Below are 20,725 nucleotides of genomic sequence, written 5' to 3'. Positions count from 1 at the left end.
GTTTCTTCCTATTATATCACAATACCCAATGGACCGTTCACCGACAGGTCAATCGCAAAATAGCATCGAGCTTCAATTGGTCGCGCAATGGCCCTGCTATTTGCACCTTTTCTTTTGCTAGAACATAGACGAGCTCATCGCCGCCAAACAGCATGTGCATTTGTTTCTCCGCTCCCTTGATGATCAGATCGGCAGGCTGCTCTTCTGTCCATACATCCCAGGATGCAACACCTTTTGCTATCGTCAATTGCCACTGCGACGGTGAATCATCCACTACAATTCCGATCCTGCGCTCCCATCCTGCTGTTATGAATCGCAAGTGTGCTTTTCCTTGCAGTCGCTCGCCCAGTTCAAAAAGCAGTCTGCCCATTCCGATCATCTACATGCCACCCCTCTCTTCCCAATTGGGTTCGCGGCCTGTCAGGTCGAATCCTTTGGCGAGGAATGAGAGTCACTGTCGGCTGTTGTCAGGGGAGCCATCTTTTTCTCGACATTGTAAGAAAGACCTTTTGAGTCAACATAGTGGAGGAGAAGAAAAAGCACAGTTCTCTTCGACTCTGACACGCTCGCAAGGGGGATTCACTGATCGTCTCCACTTAAAAAAGGGGACCGTCGAGCCAAAGCCACCCTACGGGCGGACGTTTCTCAAGGAAGAAGTGTTCGACAAGCGTGGTCCCCTTTTTTAAGTTCCGACTGGGGAGGCTTTGTCAAGGTCTGCGAGCCCTGTGCTTTTTCTTCTCAACAGCTTTGTTTTTCATCGGTACCTTTTAAAACTTAAAGAAGATCATCCACAACAAAAAACAAAAAAGCATCCGCTTTACGCAGATGCTTTTCGGAAACACTACTCATCGAACTCGTCTTTATCGAGTCGCACCTCAAGGTGGTGACCATCGGGTGTCTCAAAATACAAATTATAGCTAGTAGGCTGTGTAATTGGGCCACGATAGCAAATATTCTCTGCCTCCAGCTTATCGACCAGATAGTCCAGCTCAGCTCGGCTTTGCACAGAGAAGGCGAGATGATCGACCTGCCCTACGCCGCCTTTCCCAGCTTCCCCGCCATGAGGATGAAGACCGATCCGTGTGTATGTGCCAATTTGAAAGTAGACAGGTGCTCCTTCCGTCATATTCTCTTCCGGGATAGGGACTTCCAAAATGTCCTTAAAAAAACGAGCTACCTTCACAACATCACTACAATTCAATGCGATGTGGTGAACGGCTTTCAAATGAAACATTCACACTGCCTCCCACGTCAACTCAGGTCATGCGCTCTTGTGCGACATTAGCTTTTCTTTTATTGTACTGCTTCAATCGCTCGCTTAACCGTCTTAAACGAATCATCAATGCTTCCCGCCAATCATCATCCTGTAACTCCTTGGCGATCCCGAGCAGATCAAGTGAAATATCGATCTGCTGCTTTAATACTTCGGCGAAGCTGGCAGCTTCATCCGTCATGGTACAATTCTCAAACAACTCGGATGTATTGTCAACACTCACAAAATCAGCAAAATCCACTTCTGGAGCCTGATCTCCCTGAGCATATTCTACTAAAATTTCGTATTCTCCCTCAATACCGGGATGAACCTCAATTCTGTCACATACAGGACAAAACATGATCGGGACATTGTGTACAAGCGTTTTATAATGACGGACTGAGCCTACGGAACCTACCATTCCAGCACCACAACAAAAACTCATATAGTCTCCCTCCCTATTCGCCAAATGAAACGTCCATGTCCGTTTTTTGGTCGAAACTTTGTCTGTATCCGCATTGTAGCTTATATGCCCACTAACACTCCACCCGCAAATGCTACCAATAAATGAATCGAAGTAAGATTTGGTTTATCCATTTTACTCGATTTGCTTAGATTTCCGCAACATTTTCTGACTAGTATGAATATTTTCCCTCATTTGCCTAAATCCATCATACAAGATAGTCTTCATCTATCCGATAATAAGGAATAATAATCATTTTAGCAAAAATTCAAAAGGAGAGCGGTTCCATGTTTCGTTTCAAAAGTCTTCGTGCTCGAACACTGACCATTACCCTTCCCGTCATTATCTTGACTCTTTTGCTCGTCGTGGGCATCGGTTTCTGGTTCTCTGTCGACCAATTGAATCGGGAAATTGAGGACAAAATGAATTTCCAACTAGATATGGTCGGCAGTAATGTGGAAAAGCAACTGGAAGCCCATAGCAAAGTAACGCTGAGTATGGCTCGCTTTATTGAAATGGGTCCTGTTACAAATTCGCTAGAGCAGTTAAATTCCCTGCTGTCCAAAACTGTTCTCATTAATGATACGACGGTTGGAATGGGAATTTTCATGGAACCTTACGCTTTTGACCCGAACAAGAAACTCGTTGCTACTTACGGGGCAAAGACCGACGGCAAGGTGAACATTACAGATGAGTACAGCAGCGACTCCTATAACTATCCAAATCAAGACTGGTACAAGGTCGGTATATCGACCAAGAAGGAAACCGATTATTCCGAGCCGTACTTTGACGAGGTTTCCAAGGTCTCCATGGTGACGGTAGTCGCTCCTTTTTACACGCCAGATAAAAAGCTTCTGGGTGTGGCCACAGACGATATTACACTCACTGACGTGGAAAAGCTCGTCTCCAGTACAAAAGTAGGCGAAACAGGCTGGGCCTTTTTGGTGGATCAAAAAGGGAGATACCTCGCTCATCCTCAATCAGACAAGCTGATGAATTATTCCGTTCAATCTGACGATAATGCTTCCTTGGCAGCAATCGGTCCTTCTCTTCTAGAAGAGAAGTCAGGAATGAAGACCTTTAACGATGAAAACGGAATCAATCGTGTTTATTTTCAAGAGCTCGGAGATACAAACTGGACAATCGCTCTCGTCATGCCAGAAAAAGAAATTGCCGATCCACTCTATGAATTGTTCTTTGAGCTTTGTATGGTGAGTCTGATCGGTCTGTTGATCATGGTTGCTGTCATTTATTACTTCAGCAAATACTTGACCAAACAAATCGATCGCGCCAACCAGCTGGCGCATGCCCTCTCCAATGGCGATTTTACCGCTTCCATGGATATTCAGACAGCCGATGAGATGGGGGTTATGGCAAATCGTTTCAATTCCATGACGGCAACCTTGTGCGAAACGCTGGGTCAAGTCAACTTTAACGCTCAACAGGTTGCTGCTACGTCTGAGCAATTGATGGCAAGTGCGGAACAGACGAGCAAAGCAACCGAGCAGATCGCTCAATCCGTTCAAGAAATTGCCTACGGTACTGAGCAGCAAGTGGATGCGACCGTTCAAGGCTATGAGGTCATCAACGAGATTGCTGTACACATCGAAGCGATGGAAAAAGGCATTGAGGATGTAAATCACTCTACACAAGAAGCAAACCGCCAAGCCACAGATGGCAATCAGATGGCAGCCAAAACGGTCGAGCACATGGATGTGATCCATAGCCAGATGGCCAAGACCTCTACCATTGTCAATGCGCTAGGCCAACGCTCCCAAGAGATTGGAGAAATGATCTCACTCATCACGACGATCGCCAATCAAACCAACTTGCTCGCTCTGAACGCCGCTATCGAAGCAGCTCGGGCCGGAGAACAAGGACGAGGCTTTGCAGTTGTAGCAGACGAAGTACGCAAGCTGGCCGAACAGTCCAGCTCTGCCGCCGAACAAGTCAGTCACATCGTCACGGTGATTCAGGAGGACACAGGCTCAGCGATCGCAGCAATGAATCATGGCTCTTCTATTTTGGGAGAAGGCATGACTCTCGTTCGCTCAACAGGAAATGCATTTGAGCAAATTACTGGCTCCACGTCGGGGCTGCTCGTCCGCATGAATGAAGTGACTACAGAAATGAGCAAGATCAGTCAGCAAATGCAGACGATTGTATCCGCCATTACGAATATTACACAAATCGCAGAACAATCAGCCGGCAACTCTCAAACGGTTGCAGCAGCAGCGGAAGAACAAACCGCTTCGATGGAGGAAATCTCTTCGGCTGCAACGATCCTGGCTAAAATGGCAGAAGAGCTCAATGATGCAGTACGAACATTCAAGTTGGAGTAGTCCGTCCATAAATAAAGAAAAGCCGGAGCACAAACGCCCCGGCTTTTTTTGTTTCCTATTCTTTTACCATCGCTTCGTATTTGTCTGCATCCATCAGCTTGTCCAACTCAGCTGTATCAGACAATTCGACGACGATCATCCATGCTTGCTCGTATGGCGAAGAGTTAACCAGTTCAGGTGCGTCTTCCAGTTCGCCATTTACTTCTACTACTTTACCAGTTACAGGAGCGTACAGTTCAGAAACGGTTTTTACCGATTCCACGCTGCCAAACGGCTCATCCTGTTGGATTGTCGCGCCTACCTCAGGCAACTCGACAAACACGATGTCACCCAGCTCTGCTTGAGCAAAAGAAGTGATTCCGATGTACGCCTTGTTTCCTTCTACTCGCACCCACTCATGCTCTTCACTGTAACGTAGATTTTTCGGGAATTCCATCGTTTACATATCCTCCTATCGGGTACAATCCATTACACATACTTAATTAGACGAACATTCTAGGATTCCTCTTCGATCCCCAAAATTCTGAACAAGCGTTTTTTTACCAGTTGGAGACCCTTCTCTCCTGCCTGAAAGTGACGTAACTGAAGAGCCTCGTCAAACAAATAAAAAGCGGGGACGTATTCATTCTGGAATGCATCGACTGTCTTTCTATCATTATCGATTGCAATAGGGTGTGTCAAATGTTGTTCTGCAATCGCCTTCTTGATCATCTCGATGTCTGTATCTTTTTCCGAATGAGGCATATGAATTCCAATGACCTTCAAACCGTTAGCAGCGTATTGATCTCGCCATTCGTTTATGCTTGGCATCGATTCCTTGCACATGTAGCAACTGACGGACCAGATATGTACCAAGACAGGACTTCCAACCAAATCAGCTTTGGTTACTTGCCCGTTGATCCACTCCGTAATCCCAGAAAAGTCAGGCATTTCTTCGCGCAAACGCATGAAAGCTCATCCCCTCTTTTTTGACTTCAACTGCTACACACTTGTTTTCGTGCGAAGAATCCCGGATTGATCGATGGCAGCCACAGCCTCTAACAGGATCTCTGGAGGTTGGACGAGAGCAATTCGTACATACCCTTCTCCTTCTTCGCCGAAGGCACTTCCCGGTATGACCACGACCCCGGCTTTCTCCAGTAAAGCGAAGGCAAACTCTCGTGACGTCCAGCCGTTCGGTACAGCTGCCCAGACGAACATGGTCGCCTTTGGAGATGGAATGCTCCATCCTGCCTTTGCCAATGCCCCCAGCAGCACATCACGCCGTTCTTGGTAAACGGGCGCGACTGTGTTTTTCCCACCCAATTCCCGATCCTTTCGCAAAGCCTCAATGGCCATTTGCTGTACAGGCAAAAAGACACCGTAATCGATATTGGATTTTACAATCGCAAGCGGCTTGATGATGTCTGCATTCCCTGCAACGTAAGCGATCCGGCATCCTGCCATATTAAAGCTCTTGGAAAACGAATTAAATTCAATTCCCACTTCCTTTGCTCCTGGCACTTGCAAAAAGCTCGGCGCTTGGTAGCCGTCAAACACCATCTCCGAATAAGCCAAATCATGAACCACGATAATGTCAAAACGCTTGGCAAAAGCCACAACCTCTTCAAAAAAGGCAAGGGTAGCAACCGCGGAAACCGGATTATTCGGATAGTTCAGAATCATGAACGTTGCACGAGCCGCTATCTCCTCTGGAATGTCTGACAGCTTTGGCAAAAATTCATTTTCTGCCCGCAGAGGCATCCGGTAAGGTACTGCTCCCGCTAAATGAACGCTGCCTTCGTAGATCGGATACCCAGGATCGGGTACGAGAACGATATCTCCAGGATCGGTCCATGCCAAAGCAAAGTGAGCCAAACCATCCTGGGACCCCATCAAGGAATGAACCTCCCCATCTGGCGCTAGCTCCACCCCAAAACGATATTGATACCAGCGGGCGACCTCTTCTCGAAAGGCCGCCGTTCCATCACTCAATGGATAGCGAAAAGCAGTTGGTTGCTGGATAGCATGGATTAACGTTTGCAGAAGATTCTCGTCAGGCTGCTGATCAGGACTGCCAATGCTCAAGTCGTATACCGTTCTTGTTTTGGCAACTTCCCTTTTGCGAGCCTCCATCTCTGAAAAAATATCGGCGGAAAGATGGTTCAGTCTTTTGGAAGGTTGGCGCATCATGCCTTCCCTCCCCAAGCCTTCTCCAGCTCTTCTTCTTTGAAACCAAGGGTTACGGTTTGATCGCTTGCAATAAGAGGCCGTTTGATCAGCTTGCCATTGGAAGCCAACAGCTCAAGCATTTCATCCTCTGACATCGTAGGAAGCTTGTCCTTCAAGCCCAGCTCGCGGTAATGGACACCACTCACATTGAAAAACTTGCGTAAATCGAGTCCGCTTGTCTGCCAAATTTGGCGCAGCTCTTCTTTGGACGGCGGTGCATCCACAATCGGAATTTCTTCGAAGCCAATATTTTGATCCGTGAGCCATTTTTTCGCTTTGCGGCATGTATCACATTTGTTGTATAGATAGGCTTTCATCGTCATGATCATTTCCTCGCTTTTTCGTTTCTGACAAAAACGACAGCCGTCCCTCTCTTCTGGCTGTCGTCATACATTTGCTTCTCATCTGGAATCCGTTATTCGGTGCGCTCGCTCTTTGCATCATCTTCTTCATTCGTCTGGTCAGGATTTACCTGCCACATTTGCGAAAGCGGCGAGAAGGGCACCCCTAGTTGCTTGGCATTCTGGTCTTCCACAGCCTCAGCCAGTGTCCCGGTTAAAGGCATGGTGTACTCAATGTGCTCATCCATCTGCCCATCCTCCTTCACTTTTCCTAGTGTGAGGAGTTTGCACGTCATTATGCAGATGGTTTTGCTTTGATCTCGACTTGGTAGCCAGCGTGCTTTCTCGTCTGGAATACACCATTTTCAAAAATCAAATACTGTGCTTTCACACCAATCAATCGCCCGCCGAGCTGTTCTTCTTTATCAAGCGTCTTGGAATTAATTTTATCCAGCGACTCCAAGATCGGATAAGCAATATCTACCCATTCGTCCTCACGATATTGGAATGCTTTAAACTGTTCAGGAAAATGACCGTACACTTCGTCACGCATGGCGAGCAAGTCGATTTCCTTCACATCTCCCTTGAGCATTTTGCGCCAGTTGGTCTTGTCTGGCAAAAACTGACTCAAGTGGAATTCAAGTTCCCCAGCCATCCGACGAGTGGGAAGCTCCGCAATCGGAATCGCGCGAATTGCCCCTTGATCCACCCAACGTCTCAATTCATTATGCTTGCGAGTCAATCCTACCTTTATATCACTCGACACTGCCAGATAGACAAAATGAGGAATCATGCAATATCTCTCGCCGAAGCTCTCGTCCCGGCAAGTCCCCAAGTCAAAATGACATTCATGCGGCTTGACGATGCACAAGTCATTTTCCGGCAGTTTGGTAAAACAGGGATAGCAATACCCGCTGTTAAACGTCTTGTTTGTTTTGCGGCCACAGGCAATGCAATTTTTTTCGCCTAAAAACGAAATCGTCAATTCACTGCCCAGCCATTCATTAAGCGGAAGGCGATCTTCACCGATATTCAAATAGTAGTCTACCGGCTTGTCCCCTCCATGGTACTCGTGTGTTAGTCCTTGCAAAATACCGCGGAGTTCCACCAAACTCTCTCCTCTCCTATGTACGGTTCTTCCATTTTAACATAACCGCCACCTACTCTGACCGCTGTTTTCTTTTGGTAGCATGTTTTCCCTAGCAGGAGGTGAACCTAATCACATCCCAGAAGAAGGAGGCGATTGTTCATGCGCAAATGCATACGATACGCCTTGCTTTTCGCCTGCCTTCTTGGCTATGGCACCCTACCTGCTTTTGCCCAGCAAACACTGCCTTCGTATGAGCCGATCCACAGAATCGACACAGAGAAAAAGGTCGTCGCTCTCACTTTTGATGATGGGCCGGATGCTATCTATACGCCCAAAATTCTTGAGGTGCTACATCAGTACAACGTTCGCGCTACGTTTTTTGTCCTTGGTTCCCAAGTGGACAAGCATCCAAAGGTCATGCAGTGGATATACAAAGCTGGGCATGAAATCGGCAACCACGGCTACCACCATTTTGATCTGAACAAGCTGACCGAGCATGAAGTGTACGAAGAAATCAAGCATGCAGAACGCTCCATTTTGAAGACGACCGGCATTTTGGCGCAATACTACCGTCCACCCTACGGCATCCTGACACATGACGTCATGAATGCGGTTCAATCCAGTGGCTACGACATCATTCACTGGTCGATTGATCCTCGTGATTGGTCTTTGGCACGCACAGCTAACGTCATTGCCAAAAGCGTCAAGAGCAATGTCTCCTCCGGGGATATCATCCTGTTTCATGATGGGGGTCTAAACCAACGGCAAACAGTCGCTGCACTCCGGGAGCTCATCACGGATTTGCGTTCGCAGGGCTATCGATTTGTCACGGTCAGTCAATTGTTGGATGCAGCAAAATAATACGGCACCAGTGCCTCGTTTTCCTGAAGCGAAACGAAGCAACTGGTGCCCTTCTTTTCTACGCCAATACCTTGCCCAAGAACGAACGCAAGCGATCATTAACGTTTTTGCCAAAAACCTCACTGGGATGACCTTCTGCCATGATGATACCTTGATCCATAAATATGATTCGGTCGCCCACTTCCTTGGCAAAATTCATTTCGTGCGTCACGATCACCATTGTCATGCCTTCTTTGGCTAAATTTTTGATGACGGCAAGCACCTCTCCCACCAGCTCCGGGTCTAGGGCGGATGTCGGCTCATCAAACAGCATAACCTTTGGTTTCATGGCGAGCGCCCTTGCGATTGCGACTCGTTGCATCTGCCCGCCTGACAGCCGCTCGGGATACACATCAGCCTTATCCTGGAGCCCTACTTTCTGCAAGAGAGACAAGCCTTGCTTGCGGGCTTCTTCCTGGGACATTTTCTTCACTTTTACAGGAGCCAGCATGACGTTTTCCAGCACCGTTTTATGCGGAAAGAGATTAAAGCGCTGAAAGACCATCCCGACCTCTTCTCTGACTTTATTCATATCGGTCTTGGGGTCTGACAAATCATGTCCGTTGATGACAATCTTTCCGCTGCTCATTTCCTCCAGCTGATTCAAGCAACGTAAAAACGTGCTCTTGCCCGAGCCGGACGGACCAATGACACAGACTACTTCCTTTTCTGCTACCTGAGTCGTAATGCCCTTCAACACTTTCAGATCGCCGTAGTTCTTCGTCAAATCCGACACCTGTATAATCATTTGTCTGTCCCCCTATTGCGATAAAACAAGCTGGTCGTTCTTGTGATTCTATTTTACCGCAATAGTCAAAAGATTGCATGAATTTACTATTCAGCCTTTGGTTGTCATCCTCGTAAACGATCAGTCAATCCCATTTTTTCCTGTGCTCGTCTCATGCGTAACTCTGCCCTCGACGGCTCATGCTAAGTGTGAGGTGGTTTTCATGCATCGAAAAAAATGGGTCGCTCTCGTAATTGTACTGGTCGTTTTTCTCTTGGGGCTTTTGGTGGAGGGGATTTACGGGACTTATACAGATCTCGTCGACCATCCTGGGTTTGCTTGGGAAGAAAATGTAGTATCCGGCTATGGCAACAGCAAAATTGTGCAGCTATTTGTGAACGGCGTTATTTCGGGGCAACAAAATAGCGCTGGGCTGCCTTCGATGACGGAGCTATTGACTGAGCAGCTACGCCGAATTGAAGAGGATGAGCTGGTGAAAGCCGTGGTCCTTCGTATTGATAGTCCAGGTGGAGAGGTCGTCGCTACCGATGAATTACACAGACGCTTGCTACGGCTCAAACAGGTTCGCAATCTTCCCATTGTCGTCAGCATGGGTTCCACAGCAGCCTCAGGCGGCTATTACTTGGCCACAACAGGCGATGCGATTTTTGCCAATCCCAACACACTGACCGGCAGTCTCGGCGTGATTTTCAACCTGTTTAACTATAGTGAAGCTGCGAACAAGCTGGGTGTGCATCAATACGCGATCAAAAGCGGGCGCTTCAAGGACATCGGCAGTCCATCCCGGCCACTGACGGACCCAGAACGGCACATTTTCCAAACACTCGTCAACGAAAGCTACAACAATTTCGTCGACGTCATCGTAAAAGGCCGCAACCTCTCCCGTCAACGCGTGCTGGAAATCGCTGACGGCCGTGTCTATTCCGGCGAGCAAGCAAAACGTCTGGGGCTCATCGATGAATTCGGTGATTTGGAGGAAGCGACACGCTACGCTCTCTCTTTGTCTGGAGAAAATGAAGCCATGGTCATACGCTATGCAGACCAGCTCTCCATCAGCAAGCTGTTATTCAGTATGAAGCAGTACTGGTCCAATCCTGATCCGCTTGGTCTCAATCGAATATGGGACCGCCAAAGTTCACCTCGTCTACTGTATCAGTTCATGCCCTAGCCTGTTAAAAAGGAAAGGAGTGGCTTCTTTCTCATGAACCAGCTTCCCGACGATGAAAAAGCACATGATCCTGTATCCCATGAGCCCTATCCAGAAGCCCATCCACAGCATTCATATGCAGGCTTCTGGATTCGTGTCGTAGCATCGCTCCTTGATTCGATGTTCTTGATCGGGATTAGCTACCTCGTTTTCAATCCGTTACGGCGTGTTTTTTCCGTTCCTTACGCCTCTTTTCACTTCATCGATTTGGTAGAGGCGTTGTTTGATCTCCTCTATATGATCTTGCTGACCTGGTGGACCGGACAAACCTTGGGAAAGCTGATCACAGGCATCCGTGTCATCAGTGCCAGACAGGCGCGAGGCAATCTGACAGGCGGACAGGTATTATTACGAGAAGTTATCGGCAAATTCATCGCTTCACTCGTATTTGGACTGGGCTATCTATGGGTTGCATGGCACCCACGTAAGCAAGGTTGGCATGATCTGATCGCCAAAACGTATGTCATCCGGGATCGTCGACCATAACCTCCGCTCTATAGCGGGGGTTTTATTTTTGCATCGTTGGTCCCTATTTTTGTAGCCGCTTCCTGCCGATACCATTACCAACAAGGCAGATCCTATCCCAACCGAGGAGGAAGATACATGCGTAAACAGAAAGTAACCAGCATCCTCGCCCTGAGCCTTTCGCTGGCTCTGCTCGGCCACGTTGCCCCTGTCCTTCCTGTTTCAGCTGCATCTGCTGTCCCTCAAGCAGCAGCCATTAAAACGAATAACGTCTATAACCTTCAGCTAGGAATGAGCACAGCACAGGTAGAACAAACAGTAGGCAAGCCTGCCCGCATTGATCCTAGTCATACGGGCGTGGAATGGTGGATTTACAATCAAGATTTGAACAACTACATTCAAGTCGGCATGCAAAACGGTAAAGTCGTGACGTTGTTTACCAATGGAGCCAAATTGAATCTGAATGGCATCACGATTGGCTCTACGACAAAAGACCTACAAAATAGCTGGGGTTCACCGCAAGACACGCTGACGATCATCCCAAGTCTGCGTATCCAAAAAAATACCCTTACTCATCCGACCTATATCCAAAATAATCAGGCGATCACCTTCTCTATCGATCAGCTAGGTGGAAATAAGGTCGCAGGAGTGCGCATTTCTACTCCTGAGCATTTTGCCACTATTGCGATTGGCTTGATGTATCCCATATCCTATTCGAAATTACCGGAACTGCCGAAACTGACAGACGCACAGATGAAGCAGGCAGCGCTCGCATACGAGAAACAAAATTTGGACTTGCTCAACGTAGCAAGGCAACGTGCCAAGCTGCCTGTTATCACTTGGGATGAACAAGTTGCAGCAGTAGCCAGAGCACACAGCCAAGACATGGGCCAGAATAACTTTTTCAACCATACCTCCCCATCTACGGGAAGTCCGTTTGATCGTTTGAAGCAAGCCGGCATTCGTTACAGCTCAGCTGGTGAAAATATTGCCTACGGACAGCTAGACGGGATCGAAGCCCACATGAGCTGGATGAACTCCGCAGGCCATCGTCAAAACTTGCTCAGTCCAAAATTCAAGCAGCTCGGTGTCGGTATCGTTATGAAAGATGGCCGACCGTATTTCACGCAAAATTTTGTTACTCGCTAATACTACAGAAAAAGACACGCCATCGTCAGTGGCGTGTCTTTTTTTGTGAACAAAAAGGGCAAAGCTATGGCTGCGAAGTTGCATTTGTAGTGGCAGGGGCAGGGGCAGACGGTGTCGGAGCCTGGCCGTCATCTGAGAAAAACGGGATGATTACCAGACTGAGCACGAAAAATAAGATCCAGGCAATGCCTCTTCTGAAAATGCACGGTGTCAGCATCGGGTAACCCCTTCCAATCATGCTGTTCTACTTACTATTCATACGCTTCCCTCCTTGATGCCCGTTTATGCTTTTTTGGGCAAAAAAAATAAAAGCCTCGCCAAAAGCTTGGCGAAGCTTATCCATCGTTGTTTTTACCCCTGTTTTTGCAACGGCATCGAATACGTCTGTTCTTGGGTTGCTTTTTGTTTGAAAAACAGACAAGCTGCCGCGAAAACAATGAGCAGCGATCCCATCAGCCAAAAGATCGTCCACGGCTCCCACACGTCCATCAGCAGGCCATTCACATTCGGAGCCAAAATACTGGCGACACCAAAATTGACACCCGCGATAATTCCTGCGGTAGGAACCATCGATGCTGGTAAAATATCTGCCGAAAAAGCCAAGCCCAGCGAGTAAAAGGAACCGACTGCCGCTCCTGCAATGGCCAACAACAGCATCATCAGCCATACGTTTTCACCTGCAAACGGGAACAGGAAGAAGGCCAATCCCCCTACAAGCGCACACACGAGCATAACTTGCTTGCGTCCTATACGGTCACTCAATGCCCCCAACGGCATCTGCAAGATAATACTTCCCACGACAAACGACGGAAGGATCAAGGAAACCCATTCAACGGACAAGCCAGTACGCAAGGCATAAACGGGAAAACTGCCGTTGAGTGACGTCTCCATGAATCCGAACAAAAACGAAGGAATCAGCGCCAGCCAGGCAAGTCGCAAAACAAATGCATATTTATTTTGCTTCTTTTCCGTTTGTTCAATCTGTGCTGGGAATTCATTTTTGATTCGGGATAATAATAAGAAGGCAATCAGATACAGAACGAGCAAGCCGCCAAAAGGTACCCAAATCCCCAAATGCAGCACGCTTAAGCCTAGTGGACCAATACTAAAGCCCACGCCATATGCCAGACCGTAAATGGAAAGATCGCGTCCACGATTCTCGGGAGCTGCGATCTTAGTCACCCACATTTGGCTGGCGTAATGTAAACCGCTATCGCCCACACCCATCAGTAAGCGCAATACGAACCAGACCGCCAAATGGCTGAACATCGGGATGAGCGCTGTTGCGATCGTCACCAACAGCAATCCCCATAATATTGTGGATCGGTATCCAATGCGCCGCAGTGGGATTTCCAAAAATGGATTGACCATGACCATCCCAATATACAAGGCAGCGGCGTTGAGTCCGTTCATCACGGATGAAACACCTTGTTTTTCCAATAAAACCGTCAGCATCGGGATCGTCAAGCCTTGGCTTAACCCCGCAATGCCAACAACCAAAATCAACACCCAAAAGGTGTAACGTGACTGTGACATGGTGTTGTTTCTCCTTCCTAGCTCCCTACTAAGCACTCTCTACGGAAGCACTCCCCTGTTGAAGCTGATACATTTTTTGATAAAGACCATTTTGCGCCATGAGTGCATCATGTGTACCTCGCTCCATGATTTCCCCACGGGACAAAACAAGAATTTGGTCGGCGTGCTGAATCGTCGACAATCGATGTGCAATGATGAATGTCGTCCTACCTTTTGATAGTACATGCAACGCTTCCTGAATAGCTAGCTCTGTTTCACTGTCAATGCTTGCCGTTGCTTCATCCAAGATCAGCATCGCGGGATCAGCAGCCAATGCCCGAGCAAAAGAGATCAGTTGGCGTTGGCCTGCGGATAGCGTCATGCCTCGCTCGACGACTGGCTCGTCATAACCGCCCGGTAGCTTGGAAATGAATTCATCAGCACGTACAGCTTTTGCGGCCCGCTTCACTTCTTCATCCGTAATCGTATCATTGTACATACGAATATTGAATCCAATACTTCCTGTAAACAAGAACGGGTCCTGCAAAACGAGTCCAACATGACTACGCAATGAGTGCGTATCAATTTCTCTCATATCTTGCCTGTCGATCAAAATGCTCCCTTTCGTCACCGGATAGAACCCGAGCAGCAAATTCATCAAAGAGCTTTTTCCCGATCCGGTGTGTCCTACCAATGCAATCGTCTGACCAGGCTGCGCCGTAAAGGAGACGTTTTTCAAGACGTAATCATCACCTTGATAAGCAAAAGATACGTTATCAAAAACAACCTCACCACGCGGGCGCTCGATTTGTGCACCAGTTTCTTTCTTCTCCGTGGTCTCATCCATAATTTCGAAGACACGCCCCGCCGAAATGGTCGCCTGCTGCATTTGTGACAACCGATTCATGATCATGTTGATCGGTTCGAAAAAACGCCCCATGTAATCGACAAAAGCAAAAAGCGCACCGAAGGAAATCGCGCTGTGGAAGGAAGTCGCGCCGTAATACCAGACGATCAGGGTCAAGGAAACTTTCCAGATCAAATCTACCGCTGGGCGTAAAAGCAAGGATTCCAGATTGATCTCTTTCATCCGCACCTTGAAGTAGACCTCGTTTACATCAGCAAACTCCTTTTGTACGCCCTTCTCCCGACGAAAAGCTTGCACGATCGTCATGTTCTGGATCATTTCATTAATCGTTGTGTTCATATCACCGAGCTTCGCGCGAATCACCGCATAGTAGCGAGAGCTGTACTTTTGATACACGTAGACTAACAGTACGAGCACTGGCACCGTCAAAAAGCAGAAGAGGGCGAGCTCAGGCTGCAAGATGTAGAGCGCGATCAAGATTCCAATCAAATAAAGAGCGTTCTGTACAAATGTGGCGAGCACACTTACATACAGCTCACGGATGGCTTCTGTATCATTGCTCACCCGGGAGACGAGCGCACCTACTGGCGTTTTGTCAAAAAAGGCAACCGGGAGCTTTTGCAAATGGATAAACAGCTTCATCCGCATTTGCTGAATGATGCGCTGAGCGATCTTTTGCAGCCACAAAATCTGCACGTAGTTGAAACCAGCTGAGAGCAAGATCAGTGCTCCATAACCTACAGATAGCCAGACAATGGGCAGGACATCCCCTTGATACATCGCCTTGACTTCCTCTGCGGTCAGCCGAATGCCTGTGGAAGTCATCATTTTACCTGATTGATCCTTGGTTGTTACCTCGAAGCGTTCCCTGCCGTTTTCTGGCGCAATCGGGGTGAACTGCTTCTGCGTGTTTGGATTCACCTTGCCGGAAACCAAGTAATAGGTCGTGCCTTCTGTCAGCACGGTTACTTCTTTTTGAGTGATACTGTCCAAAACAAGACCCGTCTTTGCTGCAACATCTTCACGAATATAGTTCGTACTGTTCAGTGAGGCGACTTGCCCCGCTGCTTGTGGTGGCACTTCGTCCAGTTGATACCAAGGCTTCTGGATCGCCAGGATGTGATTATCAATCATGACCTTGGCTAAAAAAGGCCCCGCCAACTCTGCACTCGTCCCCAGCAAGAGTAGGAACAGCGCGCCTAGTATTTGCTTTTGAAATGGTCTGGCGTACTCGGTCAAACGCCCCCATACATTTTCTTTGCTCATGAAACGCTTTCCCCCTCTCTCAACCAGCCACATCCTGTTCCATTTGCTGACGACGGTACTGCTCTGCATACCAGCCGTTGTGTTGCATCAGCTCGTCATGTGTCCCCCGTTCGACGATCTGCCCCTCATCCAGCACGAGAATCAGTTGTGCGTGCTGTACGGCAGACAGACGATGAGCGGTAATAATCGTCGTTTTATCCGCGCGCTCCTGTCTCAGATGACAAAGGATGCTCTCCTCTGTCCGCGCGTCCACAGCCGATAAAGAATCGTCGAGAATCAGGATACCCGCATCCATCAAAAGAGCGCGTGCAATGGAAATGCGCTGTTTTTGTCCCCCCGAGAGGGTGACGCCCTTCTCTCCAACCATGGTTTGCAATCCATCTCTGAATTGCTCCAGATCTCTCTTCATCTCCGCAAGCTCCAACGCATGCATCACGTCCTCGGTCGTCACTTGTGGTTTCCCGAATGTAACATTTTCTGCAATCGTCCGTGAGAACAGCAAATGCTCCTGAGGCACATAGCCGATTTTTTCTCGCAACGTATCAAAAGCGAGTCCCTCAATTGGGATGCCCCCGATAAACAGAGCTTGTTCCTTCATCTGATATTGATGCAATAAGGCACGGCATAGCGTCGATTTGCCGCTTCCTGTCCGTCCGACAATCCCAAGCGTCTCTCCTGCGCCCAAACGAAACGAGATATCGGTGAGTGCCGGCTTGTCAGTGCCTGGATACGTAAAGGAAAAATGGCGTGCTTCTACGGTATTGGCGATTTGGCTCGTGACCGGATTCGCTGCCTCCGTCACATCTGGCTGCTCCACCATTAGCTCTGTAAAACGCTTGTGGGAAGCACCACCGCGTTGCAATACATTGACCAGCCACCCAAAGGCGAACATCGGCCAAATTAAAAGTCCCAAGTATAAATTGAACGCAACCAAATCCCCTAAGGAGATAGCGCTAGTGAACACCAAATACGTCCCATAGCCCAGCCCGATCAAAAAGCTGAAGCCAATAATAATCGCGATTGTCGGCTCGAACAGGGCGTCGATCCGCGAAACGCTCACATTTCTCTCCAACGTTTTTTCACTGACTCGGCGATATGCCTCGATATCGGCCTTTTCCTGAACAAATGCTCTTAATACCCGAACGCCCGATACGGATTGTTGGACATGATCATTCATCTCTCCGAAGGCTTCCTGCGCCAAGTAAAAACGCTCATGCAGCAACTTTCCATAGTACGCCGTTGACCAAGCCAAAAACGGCATCGGGATCAGCGCAGCCAGCGTCAGCTTCCAATCAATCGCGGTCATCATGACGCCCAGCGTTAACAAGGTCATGAATAGCGCATCGACAAGCGTAAGTACCCCTGTACTAGCAGTTTGTTCAATGGCAGGAATATCGTTGGTAGCGACGGCCATCAAATCCCCACTGCGCTTGCGATGAAAAAATGAAGGAGTCATTCTCGTCAAATGGGCAAACAGTCGCTCGCGCAACGTCCTCTCCAGTATCAAGGCTCCCCCATTTAACAAGTACCGCCAGAGAAACCGCAATCCGTACAAGCTAATACCCAAAACGAGCAAGATGACCACTGTTTGCGTCAAGTCAGCGTCCGTCAGGGAACTGTTACGAATCGAATCCACCGTGTCCCCAATTAATTTCGGCGGCCAAAGCATGAGGACATCGATGATAAACAGCACAGAGATTCCAATGACGTACCGTTTCCAATAGGCACGGAAAAACCAAGATAATTGCCGAAGTGTCTGCATGTAAATCACCTCTATTTATTTAAGCCTAACAGCACGACTAAAAAAGGGCTTGCGAATCACACGCAGCCCTCTTGATCTGTCTTCACCATCGTAATTTACAGAATTTTCATTGTCAATCGAAGCATACAGTTCAATCTACTATTTTTTATCGGTTTTCCAGTCAAGCCATTCCTCTTTTAGCAAGCTGTAAGTGGCATGATCCACGTAATGATCGTAAAGGAATTCATTCCGGCGTAGTATCCCCTCCAGTTGAAACCCTAATCGCTCCGGAATCGATCTACTTTTGTAGTTTTCCGTAGCAGCCTGAATCGTTACTTTTTCCAAATCCCATGACCCGAAGATCAATACGTCCAAGTAGGTCGCCACTGCTTCCGTCATTAGGCCCTTACCCTGAAATTGCGCACCCAGCCAATAGCCAATGGACGTCTTTTTGTTGATCCAATCCACCGTATGTACGCCGACTGTACCAGCCAGACGTCCTTGGTACCAAATACCGTAGTTGATGCCGCGATTATCGTTGTACTGATGGATCGTCGCTTGGATGAATTGGCGCGAATCCTCTTCCTTCTTCGTATAATTCAGCCACGGCAGCCATTCCATAAGATTCTCCCGGTTCGAATCCGTAAGCAAAAATAACTCCTCAGCATCGGCTAATTCTAATTGTTTCAAGTACGTATCTTCATTGATTGCTATCCGTTGAATCGGTTGCATACGTATCTCCCCTTTTCTTGGATATTTTACTGGAAAACGCCAAAATGAGCAAAAAGCGTCCGCCAGCAACAAGAGGGCGAACGCTTAAAATTCGTTTTTTTATTTTTTGCTATTGCCGATCTCTTCCGGCTTGAAAATGCCTGTCTCCGTGACGATCGCTGTAATGTACTTCGCAGGCGTTACATCGAACGCAGGATTGTACACCTTGATATCGTCTGGAGCTACCTGTTTGCCCAAGCCATGGGTAATTTCCTCGGCTGGACGCTCTTCAATCGGAATATCTGCGCCTGTTGGTGTCTCCAGATCGACAGAGGACAAGGGAGCAGCCACGTAAAAAGGAATGCCGTGAGCTTTTGCCAATACCGCTACCCCATACGTACCGATTTTGTTGGCGACATCTCCATTCGCTGCTACGCGGTCTGTACCGACAATGACAGCCTCTACTTTCCCTTGGGACATAACCATCGCCGCCATGTTGTCGCAGATGAGCGTCACATCAATCCCTGCTTGCTGCAATTCGAATGCAGTAAGACGAGCGCCTTGCAGGACAGGACGGGTTTCGTCTGCGTACACCTTCAGATTCCAACCGCGTTCCTTTGCCAAATAAAATGGAGCGGTAGCCGTACCGTAAGCTGCTGTAGCCAATGCCCCTGGATTACAGTGTGTGAGAATTCCCATACCGTCATGCAACAGAGTGAGCAAATGCTCTCCGATGGTCCGGCATACTTCAGCATCTTCCTTTTGAATCGTCAGTGCTTCATCGAGCACTGCTGCCTTCAATTCGGCAATCGAAGCTCCGCTTTCTTTTTCAACACGAGCTTTGATTCGATCCAACGCCCAGAACAGATTCACGGCTGTCGGACGGGAAGAGCCCAGGTAGTCTGCTTGCTGGTTCAGTTCCTGCCAAAACTCGTCGTAGTTACTCGCTTCACTGCCACGAATGCCCAGGTAAAGCCCGTAAGCTGCTGCCATGCCAATCGCCGGTGCGCCACGCACTTCCAAGCGACGGATGGAACCCCATACTTGCTCGGAGGTAGTTAAGTTCAAATAGATCGTTTCTACTGGCAGACGCGTCTGGTCAAGCAAGACCAATGCGTTATTCTCCCACTTAACAGGTGCCAATTGAGTGCTGGTTGTCATACTGTTGTAGCCTCCTGATAGTAACGTTCGGTCACAGTGCGTACGATGTCCGTGATATCTGTCGATTCGTCTATGCCGCCGCGACCGAGAATCAGTGCTTCTCCAATCGAGAGAGCCAGACGCTCTGCTTCTGCGCGAGTCTGGTCGTCTTCAATGGCATTCAGGTCCGCTACGCCCGCCAAGCCGATGACACGGCGCAAGATTTTGCATCCGGCATAGCCTGCTGTATCCTGAATCAAGCGCTTCACGTAGCTTTGCCACAGTCCCTCGACATGAGCGCTGCGCTCTTTGGCGTGCTTGTGCCAGAGCTGAACGAATTGCGAAACGAATTCATTCCAGACATCCTCGACCGTTTCCAGTAAGTATTCGCGGTACGCTTCCCGTTCTCCTTGATCTTTTTGCAAACCGTGCTGTCCTGCGTAGTTGAGCAGCAGATTGGCAATAATCGCCCCGATGTCAAAACCGATTGGGCCGTAGTAAGCGAATTCTGGATCGATTGCTTTCAGGCTGTTTTCTGTGATGAAAATACTTCCGGTATGCAAGTCACCATGCAGCAGCGCTTCTGAGCGCGTAAGGAAATCGTATTTCAGCTTGGCGATTTCCAGCTTCAGCGGCCTGTTGTTCCAGATCGCCTCGACTTCCCTGCGAATCAACGGGTTGAAGTCGTTGGTAGGCGCATTTTCATACGGATCGGTAAAGACGAGGTCTTCTGTGATTTTGCATAATTCTGGATTTATGAATGTTCCGACTAGCGCTTTTTTATCGTACGGATGCGCGCCCAGATCGGATGTGAAGAACAAGGTTTGCGCGAGAAAACGACCAATTTGCTTCGCGAATAGCGGGTACCGCTTTCCTTCGATCAGACCTTTGCGCATGATGATGTGGTCCCCGACGTTTTCCATGACAGTCAACGCAAGCTCCCCGTCGAAATGATACACCTGCGGCACCAGGTCTGGAACGTATTTGTGCTGAATGCGGAGTGCCTCGCTCTCGATGCGAGCCCGATCAATCGTAAGCGGCCAAGATTCTCCCACGACGCGGGCAAAAGGCAGTGCTTGCTTGACAATGACGCTCTTACCGGATGCTGGCTCCTGAATGTCAAAAACCAGATTGAGGTTGCCATCCCCGATTTCGCGACTGGTCAGCTCTGCTCCTTCGCTAAAAAGACCCGGTATTCCTTTTACGTACTCCACTGCTTCCTGTTCAGTCAATGCGCGATATGCCATGATTCCAAAACTCCCCTCTGCGTATTTTTCCTCTATCTCTACTTGTTTTGTTTGTGTCATGAGAGCAAA

General features: G+C 48.4%; 21 protein-coding genes. 5 read left to right on the top strand and 16 right to left on the bottom strand.

Annotation, left to right across the window (positions count from 1 at the left end; translation table 11 throughout):
- Nucleotides 1-37: 37 nt before the first annotated feature.
- The 3 genes from PMI05_RS21740 to PMI05_RS21730 all read right to left on the bottom strand — a co-directional run bounded on the left by PMI05_RS21740 (nucleotide 38) and on the right by PMI05_RS21730 (nucleotide 1,697).
- Nucleotides 38-379: an SCP2 sterol-binding domain-containing protein gene (locus PMI05_RS21740; protein ID WP_007726372.1), complete on the bottom strand. Its 342-nt coding sequence runs from the start codon at nucleotides 377-379 to the stop codon at nucleotides 38-40.
- A gap of 462 nt (nucleotides 380-841) precedes the next feature.
- Nucleotides 842-1,234, bottom strand: coding sequence for a VOC family protein (locus PMI05_RS21735; RefSeq protein ID WP_007726371.1), 393 nt, complete (start codon nucleotides 1,232-1,234; stop codon nucleotides 842-844).
- Nucleotides 1,235-1,256: 22 nt separating this feature from the next.
- Nucleotides 1,257-1,697 carry a hypothetical protein gene (locus tag PMI05_RS21730; protein ID WP_007726368.1) on the bottom strand — a complete coding sequence of 147 codons (441 nt, stop codon included), beginning with the start codon at nucleotides 1,695-1,697 and terminating at the stop codon, nucleotides 1,257-1,259.
- A gap of 305 nt (nucleotides 1,698-2,002) precedes the next feature.
- On the opposite strand from PMI05_RS21730, the gene PMI05_RS21725 reads away from it, so the two are divergent.
- Nucleotides 2,003-4,057 (top strand): methyl-accepting chemotaxis protein, encoded by a 2,055-nt coding sequence (locus tag PMI05_RS21725; protein WP_007726366.1) that lies wholly within the window; start codon nucleotides 2,003-2,005, stop codon nucleotides 4,055-4,057.
- Between the two features lie 55 nt (nucleotides 4,058-4,112).
- Here PMI05_RS21725 and gcvH read toward each other — a convergent pair whose 3' ends face one another.
- The 6 genes from gcvH to PMI05_RS21700 form a co-directional block, all read right to left on the bottom strand.
- The gene (gcvH, locus tag PMI05_RS21720) at nucleotides 4,113-4,493 is read right to left on the bottom strand and encodes a glycine cleavage system protein GcvH (protein WP_007726364.1); all 381 of its coding nucleotides are present in this window, start codon (nucleotides 4,491-4,493) and stop codon (nucleotides 4,113-4,115) included.
- 59 nt (nucleotides 4,494-4,552) lie between these two features.
- Nucleotides 4,553-5,005 (bottom strand): redoxin domain-containing protein, encoded by a 453-nt coding sequence (locus tag PMI05_RS21715; RefSeq protein WP_007726362.1) that lies wholly within the window; start codon nucleotides 5,003-5,005, stop codon nucleotides 4,553-4,555.
- A 33-nt stretch (nucleotides 5,006-5,038) separates the two neighbouring features.
- Nucleotides 5,039-6,229, bottom strand: coding sequence for an aminotransferase class I/II-fold pyridoxal phosphate-dependent enzyme (locus PMI05_RS21710; protein WP_007726360.1), 1,191 nt, complete (start codon nucleotides 6,227-6,229; stop codon nucleotides 5,039-5,041).
- Nucleotides 6,226-6,591, bottom strand: a complete 366-nt coding sequence (locus PMI05_RS21705; RefSeq protein WP_007726358.1) for an arsenate reductase family protein — start codon at nucleotides 6,589-6,591, stop codon at nucleotides 6,226-6,228. The genes PMI05_RS21710 and PMI05_RS21705 overlap by 4 nt, the downstream gene beginning before the upstream one ends.
- A gap of 92 nt (nucleotides 6,592-6,683) precedes the next feature.
- The gene (locus PMI05_RS31160; RefSeq protein WP_007726356.1) at nucleotides 6,684-6,857 is read right to left on the bottom strand and encodes a hypothetical protein; all 174 of its coding nucleotides are present in this window, start codon (nucleotides 6,855-6,857) and stop codon (nucleotides 6,684-6,686) included.
- A 47-nt stretch (nucleotides 6,858-6,904) separates the two neighbouring features.
- Nucleotides 6,905-7,717, bottom strand: a complete 813-nt coding sequence (locus tag PMI05_RS21700) for a DUF2797 domain-containing protein (RefSeq protein ID WP_007726354.1) — start codon at nucleotides 7,715-7,717, stop codon at nucleotides 6,905-6,907.
- Between the two features lie 141 nt (nucleotides 7,718-7,858).
- On the opposite strand from PMI05_RS21700, the gene PMI05_RS21695 reads away from it, so the two are divergent.
- On the top strand, nucleotides 7,859-8,560 hold the full coding sequence (locus PMI05_RS21695; protein ID WP_007726352.1) for a polysaccharide deacetylase family protein: 702 nt from the start codon (nucleotides 7,859-7,861) through the stop codon (nucleotides 8,558-8,560).
- A gap of 58 nt (nucleotides 8,561-8,618) precedes the next feature.
- Here PMI05_RS21695 and PMI05_RS21690 read toward each other — a convergent pair whose 3' ends face one another.
- On the bottom strand, nucleotides 8,619-9,347 hold the full coding sequence (locus PMI05_RS21690) for an amino acid ABC transporter ATP-binding protein (RefSeq protein WP_007726350.1): 729 nt from the start codon (nucleotides 9,345-9,347) through the stop codon (nucleotides 8,619-8,621).
- Between the two features lie 202 nt (nucleotides 9,348-9,549).
- Here PMI05_RS21690 and sppA point away from each other — a divergent pair, with 202 nt between their 5' ends.
- From sppA to PMI05_RS21675, 3 genes are all read left to right on the top strand, one after another.
- Nucleotides 9,550-10,515 carry a signal peptide peptidase SppA gene (gene sppA / locus PMI05_RS21685; RefSeq protein WP_007726348.1) on the top strand — a complete coding sequence of 322 codons (966 nt, stop codon included), beginning with the start codon at nucleotides 9,550-9,552 and terminating at the stop codon, nucleotides 10,513-10,515.
- A gap of 33 nt (nucleotides 10,516-10,548) precedes the next feature.
- Nucleotides 10,549-11,040 (top strand): RDD family protein, encoded by a 492-nt coding sequence (locus PMI05_RS21680; RefSeq protein ID WP_007726346.1) that lies wholly within the window; start codon nucleotides 10,549-10,551, stop codon nucleotides 11,038-11,040.
- Between the two features lie 117 nt (nucleotides 11,041-11,157).
- Nucleotides 11,158-12,168, top strand: a complete 1,011-nt coding sequence (locus tag PMI05_RS21675; RefSeq protein ID WP_007726344.1) for a CAP-associated domain-containing protein — start codon at nucleotides 11,158-11,160, stop codon at nucleotides 12,166-12,168.
- Nucleotides 12,169-12,519: 351 nt separating this feature from the next.
- Here PMI05_RS21675 and PMI05_RS21670 read toward each other — a convergent pair whose 3' ends face one another.
- The 6 genes from PMI05_RS21670 to mtnK form a co-directional block, all read right to left on the bottom strand.
- A complete protein-coding gene (locus PMI05_RS21670; RefSeq protein ID WP_007726342.1) occupies nucleotides 12,520-13,704 on the bottom strand; it encodes an MFS transporter in 1,185 nt (394 codons plus the stop codon).
- 28 nt (nucleotides 13,705-13,732) lie between these two features.
- Nucleotides 13,733-15,817: an ABC transporter ATP-binding protein gene (locus PMI05_RS21665; protein WP_007726339.1), complete on the bottom strand. Its 2,085-nt coding sequence runs from the start codon at nucleotides 15,815-15,817 to the stop codon at nucleotides 13,733-13,735.
- A 19-nt stretch (nucleotides 15,818-15,836) separates the two neighbouring features.
- Entirely contained in the window at nucleotides 15,837-17,579 is a 1,743-nt protein-coding gene (locus PMI05_RS21660) for an ABC transporter ATP-binding protein (protein ID WP_007726332.1), read from the bottom strand.
- A gap of 138 nt (nucleotides 17,580-17,717) precedes the next feature.
- Complete coding sequence (locus tag PMI05_RS21655; RefSeq protein ID WP_007726331.1) at nucleotides 17,718-18,290, bottom strand: GNAT family N-acetyltransferase; 573 nt, start codon at nucleotides 18,288-18,290, stop codon at nucleotides 17,718-17,720.
- A gap of 99 nt (nucleotides 18,291-18,389) precedes the next feature.
- A complete protein-coding gene (gene mtnA, locus PMI05_RS21650) occupies nucleotides 18,390-19,430 on the bottom strand; it encodes an S-methyl-5-thioribose-1-phosphate isomerase (protein WP_007726330.1) in 1,041 nt (346 codons plus the stop codon).
- Nucleotides 19,427-20,656, bottom strand: coding sequence for an S-methyl-5-thioribose kinase (mtnK, locus tag PMI05_RS21645; protein ID WP_007726329.1), 1,230 nt, complete (start codon nucleotides 20,654-20,656; stop codon nucleotides 19,427-19,429). Before mtnK ends, mtnA begins: the two co-directional genes overlap by 4 nt.
- Between the last annotated feature and the right edge of the window lie 69 nt (nucleotides 20,657-20,725).

Source organism: Brevibacillus sp. BC25, from assembly GCF_000282075.1.
GTDB lineage: Bacteria > Bacillota > Bacilli > Brevibacillales > Brevibacillaceae > Brevibacillus.
The sequence above is the reverse complement of the archived record's forward strand: the minus strand, read 5'-3'. Positions and strand labels throughout refer to the sequence as shown.